This window comes from Microbulbifer mixtoriginis (SeqCode) (assembly GCF_052466695.1).
The window spans coordinates 3,317,501-3,332,805 of sequence record NZ_CP174285.1 but is presented as its reverse complement, the minus strand read 5'-3'; the positions used below and the strand labels follow the sequence as shown (position 1 = coordinate 3,332,805).

Sequence of the window (15,305 nt, the reverse complement as noted above, 5' to 3'; positions counted from 1 at the left end):
TATCCATGCCGTTGGAGTATGATTTTGCTGGTTAGAAATTCGCCACAATCGTGTATACTCCCGCCAGCTTTGGCGCAGCTGCGCCGTAACGATAACCACGATGGATTTTGGGGGCGGAGTGGATTTTTTCGTTTTTTTAAGTGAGCAATGGCTGCTGGTCGGCCTGCTCGTGGCACTGCTCTATGCGCTGGTTCTGAGCGAGCGTTACAAGGCGGGCGTGCCGGTTTCCCTGCACGAAGTGACCCGGCTGATCAACAGTGATGGGGCCAAGGTGTTGGATGTGCGCGATCGCAGCGAGTTTACCGCCGGGCATATTGTCGATGCACTGCATATCCCCCACGGGGAAGTGGCCGAGCGGTTCGCCGAGCTGGAACCCTTTAAAGATAAGGTGGTGATTGTCGCCGATAAAATGGGTCAGCACGCAGGCCCTGCGGGCCGCCTACTTAAGCAGAAGGGCTTCCAGGTACGTCGCCTACAGGGCGGTATGAGCGAGTGGAGTAATCAGAATCTGCCCCTGGTCAAAGGCAAGGGTTAGCTCAGTAGTTTTATAGATGGCTTTAGGCGGAGTTTTATTATGCAGGATGTAGTCATCTACACCACCCGTTTTTGTCCCTACTGTATTCGCGCCAAGCAGCTGCTCGACAGCAAGGGCGTGAATTATCGCGAGATTGCGGTGGACAATAAACCTGAGCTGCGCGCACAGATGGCGGCCAAGGCTGGGCGCCGGTCGGTGCCGCAGATTTGGGTCGGCGACTTCCATGTGGGCGGTTGCGATGATCTGATGGCCCTTGAGCGCAGCGGTAAGCTTAACGGCTTACTTAAGTCAGCAAGCTGATAAAGGTTGACGCCGTGTGCCTCACGCGACTCTTTATATTTGCTATTAATCCGGTCCGGGCCTTGAAACGGTATTTGCAGGCCCCAATCTGAAGGCTCATACAGGGAGTCTTTCTCACGGAAGGCATCAATAAACTTTTTATAAAAACAGGCAGTAACATGGCTGAAGAATTAAACGGCGCGGCAAACGCAGAGGCTCCACAAGTACAATTCGCGATGCAGCGCATCTACCTGAAGGATCTCTCCTTCGAGACTCCCATGGGCGTTGAGGTTTTCAAGAAACAGTGGAAGCCCCAGGTAAATCAGGAGCTGAACACCAAGACCGCCAAGGTTGAAGAAGACCTGTACGAAGTGGCACTGACGCTCACTATCACCGTGAAGCTGGAAGAAGACACGGCTTTCCTGGTGGAAGTGAAGCAGGCTGGTCTGTTCGGTATCAAGGGACTGGAAGGTCAGCAGCTGGCTCAGGCCCTGAATACTGCCTGCCCACAGATCCTGTTCCCATACGCTCGCGAAGTGATCGACAACGCGGTTGTTAAGGGTTCTTTCCCGGCTCTGATGCTGCCGCCGGTCAACTTCGACGCCCTGTTTGCCCAAGCCCTGAATCAGGCGCAGCAACAAGCGGAAGGCGCACAGGCTAACGCGGACGCATAATCCGGTCAGCTTGCAAAAAAGGTCCCATCAGGGGCCTTTTTTTATATCTGCTATTTGTCCACTTAGCGGGATTAGTAGAAATAAATACCAGTTATTTGTGAGATCCAGCGGGGGCTGCCTATGCAATGGGATTTACCCAATCCCTTTATCCACAGAGTCAGGGTAAGTGCTGAGCATGTGGATGGATTACACCATGCCAATAATGCCGAGTATGTGCGTTGGTGCGAGGCTACCGCCTGGGCCCATAGTGCCGCATTGGGTCTGGATGTCATAAATTACCAGGACCTCGACCGGGGAATGGCCATTCGTCATGGGCAGTATGACTATATACTGGCGGCGAAAGAGGCGGATGAACTGGTATTCGGCACCTGGCTCACCGAGGTGGATGGGCGCCTGAATATGACCCGCCACTTTCAAGTCTTTCGCGCCGCCGATGGAGCATTGGTATTGCGGGCCCAGTGGCGGTTGGTATGCATCGAACTTTCCAGTGGTAGACCGAAGCGCATGCCGGCGATCTTCAAGGAAATTTACAGTCCGGCAGTGACTGCCCCGGAGGCTGAAAAAAATGAGTGAAGAGTTTGTAACCCTGACAGAAAATACAGGGGCGCTTAAGGACAAGACCATCTTTATCACTGGCGCTAGCCGCGGTATTGGCCGTGCCATAGCGCTCAAGTGCGCGGCGGATGGCGCTAATATTGTGATCGCCGCTAAGTCTGCAGAGCCACACCCGAAGCTACCCGGCACCATCTTCTCTGTAGCGCAGGAGGTGGAGAGCGCTGGCGGTAAGGCCTTGGCCCTGCAGGTGGATGTGCGCGATGAGCAGCGGGTGCAGGAAGCGATGGCGCAGGCAGCCGACAAGTTTGGTGGTATCGATGCTGTGATCAATAACGCCGGCGCGATCAACCTGAGTAATGTCGAGTCCACCCCGCCCAAGCGTTATGATTTGATGCAAGACATCAACAGCCGTGCAGTGTATCTGACGGCGCACCTGGCGATTCCCTACCTGAAGAAATCGGATAGCGCCCATATCCTCAGCCTGTGTCCACCGCTCAACCTACAGCCCAAGTGGCTGGGGCCTTTTGCGCCCTACGCATTGTCCAAGTTTGGCATGACAATCCTCAGCCTGGGATTGGCGGAGGAGTTGCGCGAGGCGGGGGTTGCCGTTAATACTCTGTGGCCGCGCACTCTGGTGGCTACCGCCGCCATTGAGTTTGCCGTGGGTAGCCGCGAGATGTTTGAACAGAGCCGCAGGCCGGCGATTATGGCCGATGCTGCCTACGAAGTACTGATCACCAAGGAAGCCGCCTTGAGCGGGTGTCAGCTGATCGATGAGGAACTTCTGGTGGAACGCGGGGTAAAAGATTTTACCGACTATGCCCACAACCCCGATAATGCGGGGGACCTGACTAAGGATTTATTTTTGGACTGACGCTGGCGGGGGGTACTTCATGAGCGGCGACAGCAAGTTATTCAAAGACGCTCTCGGTGAGCTGGGAGATGTGAAACCGCTGGTGCAGGAGCGCCGCGTCACCCTGCGCAAGGAGAGCGAGCCATCCGAGCGTATCTTGCGCGAGCGCCGTGCTGCTGCGACGCGTTTGACCGAGCGCGAAATGAACCCCCTTTCCGGTGAGTATATTGAGCTTGTGGCGCCCTGGGACCCTATCGAATTCAAGCGTGATGGGGTGCAGAACGGTGTGTATCGCAATCTGCGCCTGGGCAAGTACACGGTGGATGCACGTCTCGACCTGCATCGTCACTCGGTGGAAATGGCGCGCAGCGCCGTTGTGGAGTTTGTGCGTGATTGTGTCGAGGCGGATGTGCGCTGTGCGCTTATTACCCACGGCAAGGGCGAGGGCCGCAAGCAGCCCGCACTTTTGAAAAGCTGTATCTATCATTGGCTGCCGCAACTGGATGAGGTGCTGGCATTCCACAGCGCGCAAAAACAACATGGTGGTATGGGCGCTACTTACCTTTTGCTGCGCAAAAGCGAGCGCAAGCGTCAGGAGAATCTGGAGAGGCATCAGCGGCGCTTTTGAGGTCCGTTATGTCATTTTTCTGTCATCTGTGAGAACTATGATGCGCGCCGAGGCTTTCCAATGCGATTGCGCATCTGACTCATCTTTTTGATTCTTCTTGATTGTAATATTGGCGACCCTATGGGTCGCCTTTTTTATGGCTGCGCTACAGGCATTGGTGTCGGGAATTCAACGCATAATGTCATCGACCCGGTTAAATTCTAGCCGTGTGGATTTGTCATTACTGCTCAAGATCAGCTTGTCACCCACCACTTCGAGAAAACGGGTTTTGCGCAGGGCTTTCAGGTAGTCGGCCTCTAGTTCATCACTGGGGCGGCGGTTCCCCACTCTGGAGATAATCGGCGACCTGGGCCAGGAAAGTTCGCCGCTGCTCTCGAGAGAAAAACGCCCCAGATAGGGATTGATGCCACCGTTACCCCGTACGTAGCCGAAGCGATCACAGGTAAAGAATGGGCGCTCGCGCCAGAACTTTTTCCACAGCAGCGTGTACTCGTAGGTGTTCTCGCCATCTCGGAGGTTTGAGAGTATCCAGTCGTGCTCACAGGCAGACCACGCCGGCTGTTTGGGGGGCTGGGGAGTGGGCTCCCTGAAAGACATACACCCGGAAAAAAGCAGGCTCAATACGGCTGGGACCACAAGCTGCAAGCGTAAGTGAGATCGCGGCATGATGTCGTTCTCATTGTTTTTGCGACATTTAATCGTAAAAGCTATCAGTGGTCTGTGGTGGTGTTCAAGATCCTGCCCTGACATATTCAATATAAATATCGCCAGAGGCGTCGCGAAGGATCAAACGCTTACCGCGGGACTTGGTAAATGCCTGGCGAGTACCGGCCAGGGCGCGCAGGTAGGCATTTTCCTGCTGCAGTAGGATCTCCGGGCCGCTCATCTTGGTCGAGGCGAAGCTGGAACTGTCCCACAACATCAGGCCGTTTTCAGTTATCTGCAGCTCGCCACGGTAGGTATTAATACCGCTGCGCCCCATCACATTGCCATCGAGATTACACACGAAAGTAAAATCTGCAGGCTTCTGGATCGGTACCGCAGCGCCGTTAATACGCAGGCGTACCAGCTGCCACTTCTTATTGCAGACTGAACTTGCTGTTCCCGCACTCTGCACAACTCGGGCTTCTTCCGCACTGTTCGACAGGCATCCGCCAATGACCAGTAGGGCCCCTAGCAGCCACAGTTGCACCAACCTGCTCATCGGCGAGTTACTCCCTGACCCTTGCACCTACAATCTCAAACGGGCCTGTCGCTTTAGCCTATAACCCGCTCTATGCAAAGCTTAGTCGCTGGCCTCTGTTGAGAGACGACAGGTGTGACAAGCTATGCTTCTCCTTTGAAAGCGAGTGCTATCCGGGCAGTAAAACGAGGCTAGGTGCGGCATGATCCGGCGGACAAAAATAGTCGCAACACTGGGTCCCTCAACCGATAAGGGGGACACCCTGGGGCAACTGGTCGCCGCCGGGGTGAACATCGTGCGCCTGAATTTTTCCCATGGTGAAATCGACGAGCACCGCCGCCGCGCCGAGCAGGTTCGTGCAGAGGCCGCTCGCCAAGGGTGTCATATCGCCATATTGGGTGATCTTCAGGGGCCGAAAATTCGTGTGGGCAAGTTCACCGATGGTGGTGTGCATCTCAGCACTGGTGCCGAGTTTACTCTGGACCCCACTTGGCCAAGGGAGCAGGGCAACAGCGCCGGGGTTTCGGTGGATTACACCGAGCTGGCCGAGGACTGCCGCCCAGGAGATACCCTGCTGCTGGACGACGGGCGACTCAGTCTGCAGATCAAGAAAATTGATGGCAGTGCGGTTATCACTGAGGTACAGGATGGGGGCTGGCTCTCTAATCGAAAAGGAATTAACAAGCGGGGCGGTGGCCTCACCGCGCCCGCATTAACGGACAAGGATTTGTGCGATATTCAAGTTGTCGCCGATCTGCAGCTGGACTACTTGGCGGTGTCCTTTCCTCGCGATGCGCGGGATATTCATAGGGCGCGGGAGCTTCTACAGCAGGCGGGGGGTAGCAGCCAGATTGTCGCCAAGATTGAACGGGCCGAGGCGATCTCTTCTGATGAACACTTGCAGGAGCTGATTCTGGCGAGCGATGTCATCATGGTGGCGCGCGGCGATCTGGCAGTAGAGATTGGCGATGCGGAATTGATGGGGGTGCAAAAACATTTAATTCGTTTTGCCCGCTATCTGAATCGCACGGTAATTACGGCAACACAGATGATGGAGTCAATGATCTCCAGCCCTGTGCCTACGAGGGCGGAGGTGTGTGATGTCGCCAATGCGGTGTTGGATGGCACCGATGCGGTAATGTTGTCGGCAGAAACCGCCAGCGGGGACTACCCGGTGGAGACTGTTCGGCATATGGACGAGGTAATTATTGGGGCGGAAAAACACCGTGCAACACATCGCCCTTCGGATAGTTTGCGTGGCAATTACCCTGCTGGGGATGCCTGTATCGCCATGGCTGCCATCACCATTGCCAATCACTGTCGAGATATCAAGGCTATTATCTGCCAGACAGAAACGGGCAACACAGCCCTTTTGATGTCCAGGGTTCGCGCAGCCATTCCTATTTACGCCTTTTGTCGGCACCGTAGAGTTTGTAATCGGGTTGCCCTTTATCGCGGCGTCGATCCGGTTTTAATGGCGGTGGCAGGTATGGATGGTCCCTCCCGTGACCACAAGGCAATCGACCATTTGAAGCAGCGCAGTCTTTTAAAATCGGGGGATTTTGTCTTGGTTTCCCGTGGCTATCGACAAGATGCCGGCGGCCAGACCGATACCCTACGGGTCGTAAGAGTTGAGTAAGCATTTTTTCCGCTCTGGGCGAAAATTCAATTTTTATTTTTAAATCGAAATCCCGACTTTTTTATCTGTATTTTTCTGGCAATTAATAAATTCGTTTTTTAGCCGGGTCGTGCGCAGCGCACTAGAGTTTTTGTTTCCAGTTCCTGTTCAACGCAGTGAAATTTTTTTCCGTTGAGTGATAAAGATTTTGGGGTGCCCTGTGATTTAGTTGTGGAACAGCCGGTAATGCTTATTACCAGTGTCACAGCAAGCAGTTTCGGCAGGAGTTTCTGCACTGCACTTACCTCGCAAGGTTTACAGGATTCGCTTTCTTAACTCAGGGTAGTGGTAATAGCTGTCAAAGTGAGGAAAAGAACGCCAATTTGCAAAAAGTAGCGACAGAGCTGTTGAATGGCTAAAGATAAAACAGGCGTTGGTACCCAGTGAGTAAACTCGCTGGTCACTATTGTGGAGTGGATGTGAATTATCGAAGAGAGATTTTTCTGATCACTCTTTTTTTTTGCGCGCAAATAAGTAATCAAATATTTCTAAATGATTAATTCAAAGTTATTAGAGGACCCATTTAAAATTGGTTTTGATGTTGTTTTGTGGATTGGTGAGCCCGCAAAATACCAGTAATGTTATTGATCTGTACCGGCATTTTGCGGGCAAAATGAAATATCTGGATTTCAGCTATTTCAAGGCTGGATTAATAGCAGCTAAACGCTAGCGTCTTCTATGGTGATATCCACCGCGGACGCGATGGTGCCCACGCACTCTGTAGCTGCGGTGGCTGCGATATCCTCGGTGGCCACCGCGATAGTAACGGTGCTGGGCACGATAGCGGATTTGTGCAGCACCGGGGGAGTTAAAGCGGTTGTAGTAGGGAAGCCCGCGATAAAAGTACCTGGCCCGGTAGCGGGGGTTGCCGCGATAACCTGGTGCGCGGTAATAGGAATAGGCACCGCGATAATAATAGCCATAGCGCGGGGTTGCCCGGTAATACTGGTAAACCGGTGTGCGGTAAGAGACATAGATATTACTGGAGGGATAGTAGTTCGGGGTTGCGTAAGGGTAAACAAAGGAAGATGTGTAGGCCACTCCCCCTCCTCTGTAGTAACCGCCGTAGTAGCCACCGCTATAGTAACTATCGGTTGCACAGGCACCTAAAGTTAGGGCCGTGCATACCGTGACGGCAATAAAAGCCGTCTTAACAGCTCTATTCATAGTGCAATCTCCGGTAAGCGAAAGTTCCCCCCGGAGAGGCCCGGCAGGGGCCAAGCCCCTTTATGTGTGCCAAATGGATGCACACAGAATTTCTTTGTCAGTAGGGCCTGGCCTGGTAGGGCGGATCCGGCAGATCAATTACCTGGTAACTTGTGTTCACCACCGCGGGTGGCCTCAGGCGATAAAAATTCCCATCCCAGTAAAAGTTGCAATGCTGCATGTTGTGGCAGGTTCCATCGGGGTGGCAGTGGGCATAGCGGCCCCGTAGGTTGTAATATGACTTGCTGTAATAAGGGCTATATCCGTAATAACTAGCTGAGCAGTCATAGCCTCCTCCGCAGGGATAACCTGTCCCGTTACAGGCTGACAGGGCAAACCCTGTGGCAATAGCCAGCGCGTAGCCCGAGTGGCGGAGCAGCCGAAGCGACAGCGGTTTCATCTAGACCTCCACACCTTTTGGCGGGTAAAACGTCTAATTGTCAGCCTAGCACTTTTGGCGCAAATTTCCTCACAAAGAAAAAAAATTGTTCTAGCAGTACTCGATAAAGAAAAGCTTGTCTCTTTACTGATTTTTTTGTTTTAAAACGCGACCGTGGACAAACAGCTACTTTAGAGTCGCTGTTGCTGGCGGACCAAAGACAGAGGAAAAAATACCGGGATTTAGGCCCCGGTACTTAGTAACGAAATCTTCTATAAAAATTAATTTATAGAAATTAAAGGAAATTAATGACTGCTTGGGAGCAGGGCTGGATCAATGGATTCCAGGTAGGCGCCGCTGCTCAGCAATTGCTTCGCCTCTTCAATATCCGGGGCAAAGTAGCGGTCCTTGTCATAGAAAGGTACTCGGGCGCGCAGTTTTGACTTGGCTGCCTCCAGTTTATCAGTGGATTTTAACGGCGCGCGGAAATCCAGTCCCTGGCAGGCAGCGAGTAGCTCCACCGCCAGGATGCCACAGGTATTGTCGGCCATATCCCGCAGGCGACGGCCGGCAAAGGTGGCCATGGATACATGGTCTTCCTGGTTGGCGGAGGTGGGCAGTGAATCCACGCAGGCTGGGTGCGCCATGGATTTGTTCTCACTGGCAAGCGCCGCTGAGGTGACCTGGGCGATCATAAAGCCGGAGTTCACCCCGCCATTTTCCACCAGGAAGGGAGGCAGGCCGGATAGGTTACTGTCGATCAGCAGCGCCATGCGACGCTCGGATAGGGAGCCGATTTCTGCCAATGCCAACGCCAGGTTGTCGGCGACCATAGCAACAGGCTCTGCGTGGAAGTTACCACCGGAAATAATGTCGGAGTTATCCGGATTTTCCTCATCGGTAAATACCAGCGGGTTATCGGAAACACCATTTGCCTCGGCCAACAATACTTCTGCAGCGAAGCGCATCTGCTGCAGGCAGGCACCCATGACCTGGGGCTGACAGCGCAGGGAGTAGGGGTCCTGCACTTTTTCGCAGAATTGGTGGGAATCACCGATCTGGCTGGTTTCACCGAGCAGGTCCCGATAAATTGCCGCTACGTCGCGCTGAGCCTGTTGGCCGCGGGCGTTGTGAATACGATCATCGAAAGGGCGGCGTGAGCCCTTGGCGGCTTCCAGGGTAATAGCACCGGTTACCAGGGCGCCGGCGAACAAGTCTTCACTGGCGAACAGGCCGAGCAGGGCAAAGGCGGTAGAAGCCTGGGTGCCGTTTAGCAGGGCGAGGCCCTCTTTGGGAGCCAGGGTAATAGGCTCTAGCCCTGCCGCTTTGAGGCCTTCGTGAGCACTCTTGCGCTCACCCTTGATAAATACTTCCCCTTCACCGAGAAGTACCACGCTCATATGAGCCAGCGGCGCCAAATCGCCAGAAGCGCCGACAGAACCTTTCTCAGGAATAGCGGGGTATACACCGGCATTGACCAGTTGCATTAAAGCTTCGATAACCTGCGGGCGCACACCGGAGAAGCCGCGCGCGAGCGAGTTGATTTTCAACACCATCAGCAAACGCACGGTGGCTTCACTCATAAAGTTGCCGGTACCGGCGGCATGGCTCAGTACAATAGCGCGCTGCAGGTTTTCCAGGTCGTGCTTTTCAATGCGGGTGTTGGCCAATAAACCAAAACCGGTATTAATTCCGTAAACCGTGCGCCCCTCGGTAATAACCTGGGCAACAGTGTGGGCAGAGGCTTCAATAGCGGGGTAGGCGCTTTTCGCCAGGGACAGCTGCACCGACTCGCGGGCTACCCGGCGCAGTTGCGCAAGGCTCAATTGACCGGGATCGATTTCCAATTGATACATAAATTCATTCACCAAAAAATATTTACTGCTTAGCAGGCTGTTGAAAAACAGCCTGCGTGGGCGGTGCGAAAGCGCCTGCCGCAAAATCAAGCACTGCAAATGCTTTATTTGAGTGCCCATCTTTGTGGACATGTGCCGCAAAGATGGCTTGAAAAAGTCGCTTGTTGGCTTTTTCAACACCCAGTTAGGTGCCGGCGGCGCAGCCCGATCAAAGTTATTCGGGCTGTAAAAGATTTCCGCCGGCGGTATTTTTATTGCGGTAAAAAATCAGTCGTTCAGCATGGGCAGGTCTAGGCCCTGCTCTTTTGCGCATTTTTTTGCGATCTCATAACCGGCATCGGCGTGGCGCATTACGCCGGTGGCGGGATCATTCCAGAGAACCCGTTCGATACGTTTGCGCGCAGCTTCGGTGCCGTCACAGACAATGACCACACCAGAGTGCTGGGAGAAGCCCATGCCTACGCCACCACCGTGATGCAGGGATACCCAGGTAGCGCCGGAGGCAGTGTTCAGTAGGGCATTCATCAGCGGCCAGTCGGAGACAGCGTCGGAACCATCCATCATGGCTTCAGTTTCGCGGTTGGGGCTCGCTACAGAGCCGCTGTCGAGGTGGTCGCGGCCGATCACTACCGGTGCTTCCAATTCACCGTTGGCTACCATCTCGTTAAATGCCAGTGCCAGGCGCGCGCGATCTTTCAGGCCCACCCAGCAGATACGTGCGGGCAGTCCCTGGAAGTGAATCCGCTCGCGGGCCATATCGAGCCAGTTGTGCAGCTGCGGATTGTCGGGAATCAGTTCTTTAACCTTGGCATCGGTCTTGTAGATATCTTCCGGGTTGCCGGACAGGGCCGCCCAGCGGAAAGGACCTACTCCTTCGCAGAACAGAGGGCGAATATAAGCGGGTACAAAGCCGGGGAAATCGAAGGCATTTTCCACGCCTTCCTCGAGAGCCATCTGACGAATATTGTTGCCGTAGTCGAGAGTTGCGGCGCCGCGCTTTTGCAGCTCCAGCATGGCTTCAACCTGAACCGCCATAGACTGTTTGGCTGCCTTTACTACTGCGGCTTCATCTTTCTTGCGCATCTCCGCAGCGTATTCCATGGTCCAGCCCTGGGGCAGGTAGCCATTTAAAGGATCGTGTGCGGAAGTCTGGTCGGTAACCGAATCCGGCAGAATATTGCGTTTTACAATTTCCGGGAAAATATCTGCTGCGTTGCCCAGCAGGCCAACGGAAATGGCTTCACCTTTTTCCATCGCGGCTTCAATCATTTGCAGGGCTTCGTCGAGGCTGGTGGCTTTCTTATCTACATAGCCAGTACGCAGGCGGAAATCGATTCGGGTTTCGTCGCACTCTACTGCGATCATGCTGAAACCGGCCATCGTCGCCGCCAGTGGCTGAGCGCCACCCATGCCGCCGAGGCCACCGGTAAGAATCCATTTGCCTTTCGCTTCGCCCTTAAAATGTTTGCGTGCGACTGCGGCAAAGGTTTCATAGGTACCCTGGACGATGCCCTGGGAGCCGATATAAATCCAAGAGCCGGCAGTCATCTGGCCGTACATGGCCAGGCCTTTTTTATCCAGCTCGTTGAAGTGTTCCCAGTTGGCCCAGTGGGGTACCAGGTTGGAATTGGCAATTAATACCCGGGGTGCATCGGCGTGGGTTTTAAAGACTCCGACGGGCTTGCCGGACTGCACCAGCAGGGTTTCGTCGTCTTCCAGGCGCTTTAGCACCTCGACAATTTTGTCGTAGCACTCCCAATCCCGCGCGGCGCGGCCGATACCACCGTAAACCACCAGGTCCTCCGGGCGTTCAGCTACCTCGGCATCCAGGTTGTTCATCAACATGCGCAGGGGAGCTTCGGTGAGCCAGCTTTTGGCATTGAGCTCACTGCCGCGAGGCGCGCGGATTTTGCGGCTGGGGTCGTGGCGTTTATCAGCGGACATACATTCCTCTCAAATTATTTGTTAAAAATTCTTGCGCCCTATGATTAGCAATCTAGTGTTGCCGGGACGTATGAGATACATGCAGAAATTAGAATCTCAGCTGTGCCCCCAGGCGGTAGCGTTTACCCGGGTGCACCAGGCGGGCAAAGCTCACAGTGCCGGCGCTACTCTTGGTACGCCGCCACACCTGTAGGCAGGCATCGCCGGTGGCGATCTCCAGTGCGTAGGCAATAGAAGCTTCTGCTGCGATTGCCTCAACCGTGGTATCCGCCTCGGTCAATGGTGCGACCCTGGAAAGATAGGCGTTTGGCGTGGTGTGGGCGAAATCCTGTTGTAAGTATTCGGGAGCCAGGGCCGGATTGGTAAAGCGTTCTTCCCACTGAATGGGAACGCCGTTATCACAGTGCACAATAATGGTGTGAAAAACCTTGGCCTGTTCCGGCACTTCCAGGGCACGGGCTACTTCGGCATTAGCCATACAATGTTGTGCCAGCAAAATTCGATTGCTGTAGCTGTGGCCGCGTGCGGAAATTTCATCAGCAATATTGCGCACTTCTAACAGGGAACCAGCCGGTACTGGTTCGGCCACAAATGTACCGAGTCCCTGGGAGCGCATCAGCACTCGCTCATCGGTCAATTCACTTAAAGCGCGTCTGGCGGTCATACGGCTGACACCGAATTCCTGTGCCAGCTGATTTTCTGAGGGCACCTGGAAATGCACAGGCCAGCTGCCGTTTTCGATGTTTTGCCGGATATGGCGCTTGATCGCCGCGTAGCGGGGTTCGCTTGCAGTATTCATACTCGGGTTTAATGCCTTTATGGCTTGTATATGGTTGTATATACAAGAAATAATAGAAGCTACTATGGTTGTCTTAAAGATGACTGTCAAGCCGGGGCGATGGTCTGTATGCTGACTGCCCAAATCCCGCTCGGTATTGCACTGGGCATCTATGGTTAAAGAAGGAAAAGCGCGCCGCTAGAAGCTTATGACAGAACGCTGTGACCTACTGATTACGAATGTGAACGCCGCTACCATGGACCCTTCGATTGCCGGGGGCTACGGTGCTGTAGAGGATGCCGCAGTGGCGGTAACCGGCGGCAAGATTGTTTGGCTGGGGCCGCGTCGCGAGTTACCGGACTGTGCTCCAGATAAGGTGATCGACGGTGAGGGGCAGTGGTTGACACCGGGCCTGATCGATTGCCATACCCATCTGGTTTACGGCGGTCACCGCGCCGGAGAATTTGCGCGCCGCCTGGGCGGGGAGAGCTATGAAGAAGTAGCCCGTTCTGGTGGTGGCATTATTTCCACTGTGAGGGCCACTCGTGCCGCCAGTGCTGAGGAATTATACCGTTTGTCGGAGCCCCGCCTTCGCGCCTTGATGTCTGAGGGGGCCACCACTGTCGAGATCAAATCCGGCTATGGCCTGGATCTGGATACGGAGTTGAAGCAACTTCGCACCGCTCGCCGTTTGGCGCAGCACAATTCGGTGGAAATCGTTACCACCTGTTTGGCCGCTCACGCCTTGCCGCCGGAATACGATGGTCGTGCCGATGAATATATCGATTTGATTTGCGAGCAGATATTGCCGGCAGTTGCGCGCGAGCAACTGGCCGATGCGGTGGATATGTTCTGCGAAACCATCGGCTTTACGGTAGAGCAGTGTCAGCGGGTGATTGATGCCGCCAAGCAGTTGGACATGCCCATTAAAGTGCATGCCGAGCAGCTGGCACGCACTGGCGCCACTGAGATGGCAACCAAAGCCAGCGCCCTCTCCGTAGATCATATTGAATATATTAGCGATGCGGATGTGCTGGCCATGGCTGAAAGCGGCACCGTGGCAGTTTTGCTCCCTGGAGCTTTTTATACTCTGCGCGAGACCCAGATGCCGCCGGTAGAGAAACTGCGGGAGGCGGGGGTTTGCATGGCTCTATCCACCGATCTGAATCCCGGTAGCTGCCCTATCGGTTCTCTGCGGTTAATGATGAATATGGGCTGCAACCTATTTGGCCTTACCCCAGCGGAGGCGTTGGCCGGGGTGACTCGCGCAGCCGCGCGCGCCTTGGGGCTCTGCTGTTCCCGCGGAGTACTGCGGCCCGGATTGCGCGCAGATATGGTGTTATGGCCGATGGATACCCCAGATCAGCTGGCCTATGAATTTGGCGCGCTGAAACCCGCACAGATTTTCCTGGGAGGTAAAGATGTTACAGCTGGCTGATATGCGCTTGTGGAGTGGCCGCACAGACAGCGAGGACGGTCGCGCCGGGGAGCGTTGGCACCAACGTGTTTCGCCGCTGCAACTGGATAACCCCCCTGGAATTGCCATCCTCGGTTTCGCCTCGGATGAAGGTGTGCGTCGCAATAAAGGGCGTATTGGCGCTGCGAAAGGGCCGCGAATCCTACGCTTGGCGACTGCCAATCTGCCCGCCACCTTTGATTTACCTCTTTATGATGCCGGCAATGTGCGCGTTGATCGTGAGGATTTGGAATCCGCACAGGCACTACTCGGTGCGCGTATCAATGAGTTGCTGGCTAACGGACACTTTCCCCTGGTTTTGGGGGGTGGACATGAAATCGCGTTTGGTAGTTATCAGGGCATAGCGCGATGGATGCGCGAGCTACACCGAGAGAAGACCCTGGGTATTATCAATTTTGATGCCCATCTGGATTTGCGCATCCCTTCACCCAAGGGTTCCTCGGGTACACCTTTCTATCAAATTGCGGAACAGTGCCAGATCAATGGCCGCCCTTTCAATTATCTCTGTGTCGGTGCTGCCGATAATGCCAATACGCCGGCGCTTTACAATCGTGCCGATGAACTGGGTGCAGAAGTCATTCGCGATCGAGAAATTAGCAGCTGGAATCTGGATAAAATAAAACAGCAGATCCGGGACTTTACCGATAAGGTGGACTTTGTGTACCTCACAGTATGCCTGGACGTATTACCAGCAGCAGTAATGCCTGCGGTCAGTGCCCCCTCTGGGCGTGGAGTCCCGCTGGAATTACTCGAAGAGCTGCTGGATACCGTTCTGGACTCAAACAAGGTTTGCTTGGCGGATATGGCTGAGTTTAATCCCTATTTCGATATTGAAGATCATGGTGCGCGCACTGCAGCAAGGTTGGTTTTCCAAATAGCCAATGGGGCCGCGCGCTCAACTCGCCAAGAGTAAGAGGGTAAAGTGGCCTGTAAGGCTGCCAGGGGTTGGCAGCCTTATGCTTCTAAACCGTAATATGCAGCCTCACGGTAATATTATTGCGGGTTGCATTAGAGTAGGGGCAAACTTCCTCGTGAGCTTTTAAGGCCACGCGTTCAGCTACCACCTGATCCATGCCCGGTAGCTCTATATAGAGATCAACTTCCAGCCCAAAGCCTTTCCCGCTGGGTCCTATGCCAACTTCAGCTCGCACATTGGTATCGTTCGGTGTAGCGACCTTTTCCTTGTCCGCAACAAATTTCATTGCGCCGATAAAACAGGCCGAATAGCCTGCCGCAAATAATTGCTCAGGGTTGGTACCACTTCCGCCATCCCCGCCCAG

The 15,305-nt window shown here is 54.4% G+C and carries 17 protein-coding genes (1 of these 17 cut by a window edge); 9 read left to right on the top strand and 8 right to left on the bottom strand.

Features of this window, described 5'->3' with window-relative positions; all coding sequences use genetic code 11:
• Window positions 1-118: 118 nt before the first annotated feature.
• The 6 genes from ACJJI0_RS14415 to smrA all read left to right on the top strand — a co-directional run bounded on the left by ACJJI0_RS14415 (window position 119) and on the right by smrA (window position 3,524).
• The gene (locus ACJJI0_RS14415; RefSeq protein ID WP_444883125.1) at window positions 119-535 is read left to right on the top strand and encodes a rhodanese-like domain-containing protein; all 417 of its coding nucleotides are present in this window, start codon (window positions 119-121) and stop codon (window positions 533-535) included.
• Window positions 536-574: 39 nt separating this feature from the next.
• Window positions 575-835, top strand: a complete 261-nt coding sequence (gene grxC, locus ACJJI0_RS14410; protein WP_444883124.1) for a glutaredoxin 3 — start codon at window positions 575-577, stop codon at window positions 833-835.
• A gap of 158 nt (window positions 836-993) precedes the next feature.
• Window positions 994-1,488: a protein-export chaperone SecB gene (gene secB / locus ACJJI0_RS14405; RefSeq protein WP_444883123.1), complete on the top strand. Its 495-nt coding sequence runs from the start codon at window positions 994-996 to the stop codon at window positions 1,486-1,488.
• A gap of 120 nt (window positions 1,489-1,608) precedes the next feature.
• Entirely contained in the window at window positions 1,609-2,061 is a 453-nt protein-coding gene (locus ACJJI0_RS14400) for an acyl-CoA thioesterase (RefSeq protein WP_444883122.1), read from the top strand.
• Window positions 2,054-2,917 carry an SDR family oxidoreductase gene (locus tag ACJJI0_RS14395; RefSeq protein WP_252083760.1) on the top strand — a complete coding sequence of 288 codons (864 nt, stop codon included), beginning with the start codon at window positions 2,054-2,056 and terminating at the stop codon, window positions 2,915-2,917. The genes ACJJI0_RS14400 and ACJJI0_RS14395 overlap by 8 nt, the downstream gene beginning before the upstream one ends.
• 19 nt (window positions 2,918-2,936) lie before the next feature.
• Window positions 2,937-3,524, top strand: a complete 588-nt coding sequence (smrA, locus tag ACJJI0_RS14390; RefSeq protein ID WP_444883121.1) for a DNA endonuclease SmrA — start codon at window positions 2,937-2,939, stop codon at window positions 3,522-3,524.
• Between the two features lie 168 nt (window positions 3,525-3,692).
• Here the strand turns inward: smrA and ACJJI0_RS14385 are convergent, their stop codons facing one another.
• Together ACJJI0_RS14385 and ACJJI0_RS14380 are read right to left on the bottom strand one after the other, a co-directional pair.
• Window positions 3,693-4,190, bottom strand: a complete 498-nt coding sequence (locus tag ACJJI0_RS14385) for an META domain-containing protein (protein ID WP_444883120.1) — start codon at window positions 4,188-4,190, stop codon at window positions 3,693-3,695.
• A gap of 64 nt (window positions 4,191-4,254) precedes the next feature.
• Window positions 4,255-4,728, bottom strand: a complete 474-nt coding sequence (locus ACJJI0_RS14380) for an META domain-containing protein (RefSeq protein WP_252083757.1) — start codon at window positions 4,726-4,728, stop codon at window positions 4,255-4,257.
• 181 nt (window positions 4,729-4,909) lie between these two features.
• Between ACJJI0_RS14380 and pyk the strand changes: the two genes are divergently transcribed.
• The gene (gene pyk / locus ACJJI0_RS14375) at window positions 4,910-6,346 is read left to right on the top strand and encodes a pyruvate kinase (RefSeq protein WP_444883119.1); all 1,437 of its coding nucleotides are present in this window, start codon (window positions 4,910-4,912) and stop codon (window positions 6,344-6,346) included.
• Between the two features lie 705 nt (window positions 6,347-7,051).
• On the opposite strand, the gene ACJJI0_RS14370 is transcribed toward pyk, so the two are convergent.
• From ACJJI0_RS14370 to hutC, 5 genes are all read right to left on the bottom strand, one after another.
• A complete protein-coding gene (locus tag ACJJI0_RS14370; protein ID WP_444883118.1) occupies window positions 7,052-7,552 on the bottom strand; it encodes a hypothetical protein in 501 nt (166 codons plus the stop codon).
• A gap of 97 nt (window positions 7,553-7,649) precedes the next feature.
• Complete coding sequence (locus tag ACJJI0_RS14365) at window positions 7,650-7,991, bottom strand: hypothetical protein (RefSeq protein WP_252083753.1); 342 nt, start codon at window positions 7,989-7,991, stop codon at window positions 7,650-7,652.
• Between the two features lie 284 nt (window positions 7,992-8,275).
• Window positions 8,276-9,826 (bottom strand): histidine ammonia-lyase, encoded by a 1,551-nt coding sequence (hutH, locus tag ACJJI0_RS14360; protein WP_444883117.1) that lies wholly within the window; start codon window positions 9,824-9,826, stop codon window positions 8,276-8,278.
• A 267-nt stretch (window positions 9,827-10,093) separates the two neighbouring features.
• Window positions 10,094-11,770, bottom strand: a complete 1,677-nt coding sequence (gene hutU, locus ACJJI0_RS14355; RefSeq protein ID WP_444883116.1) for a urocanate hydratase — start codon at window positions 11,768-11,770, stop codon at window positions 10,094-10,096.
• Between the two features lie 88 nt (window positions 11,771-11,858).
• Window positions 11,859-12,569: a histidine utilization transcriptional repressor HutC gene (gene hutC, locus ACJJI0_RS14350; protein WP_444883115.1), complete on the bottom strand. Its 711-nt coding sequence runs from the start codon at window positions 12,567-12,569 to the stop codon at window positions 11,859-11,861.
• Between the two features lie 187 nt (window positions 12,570-12,756).
• Here hutC and hutI point away from each other — a divergent pair, with 187 nt between their 5' ends.
• A complete protein-coding gene (gene hutI / locus ACJJI0_RS14345) occupies window positions 12,757-13,986 on the top strand; it encodes an imidazolonepropionase (protein ID WP_252083749.1) in 1,230 nt (409 codons plus the stop codon).
• Entirely contained in the window at window positions 13,970-14,938 is a 969-nt protein-coding gene (gene hutG, locus ACJJI0_RS14340; protein ID WP_444883114.1) for a formimidoylglutamase, read from the top strand. The genes hutI and hutG overlap by 17 nt, the downstream gene beginning before the upstream one ends.
• A gap of 49 nt (window positions 14,939-14,987) precedes the next feature.
• Here hutG and ACJJI0_RS14335 read toward each other — a convergent pair whose 3' ends face one another.
• On the bottom strand, window positions 14,988-15,305 hold the 3' portion of the coding sequence (locus ACJJI0_RS14335) for an organic hydroperoxide resistance protein (RefSeq protein ID WP_444883113.1). 105 nt of this gene lie beyond the right edge of the window; the window shows 318 of its 423 coding nt (coding positions 106-423); its start codon lies off the right edge, out of view; it ends in the stop codon at window positions 14,988-14,990.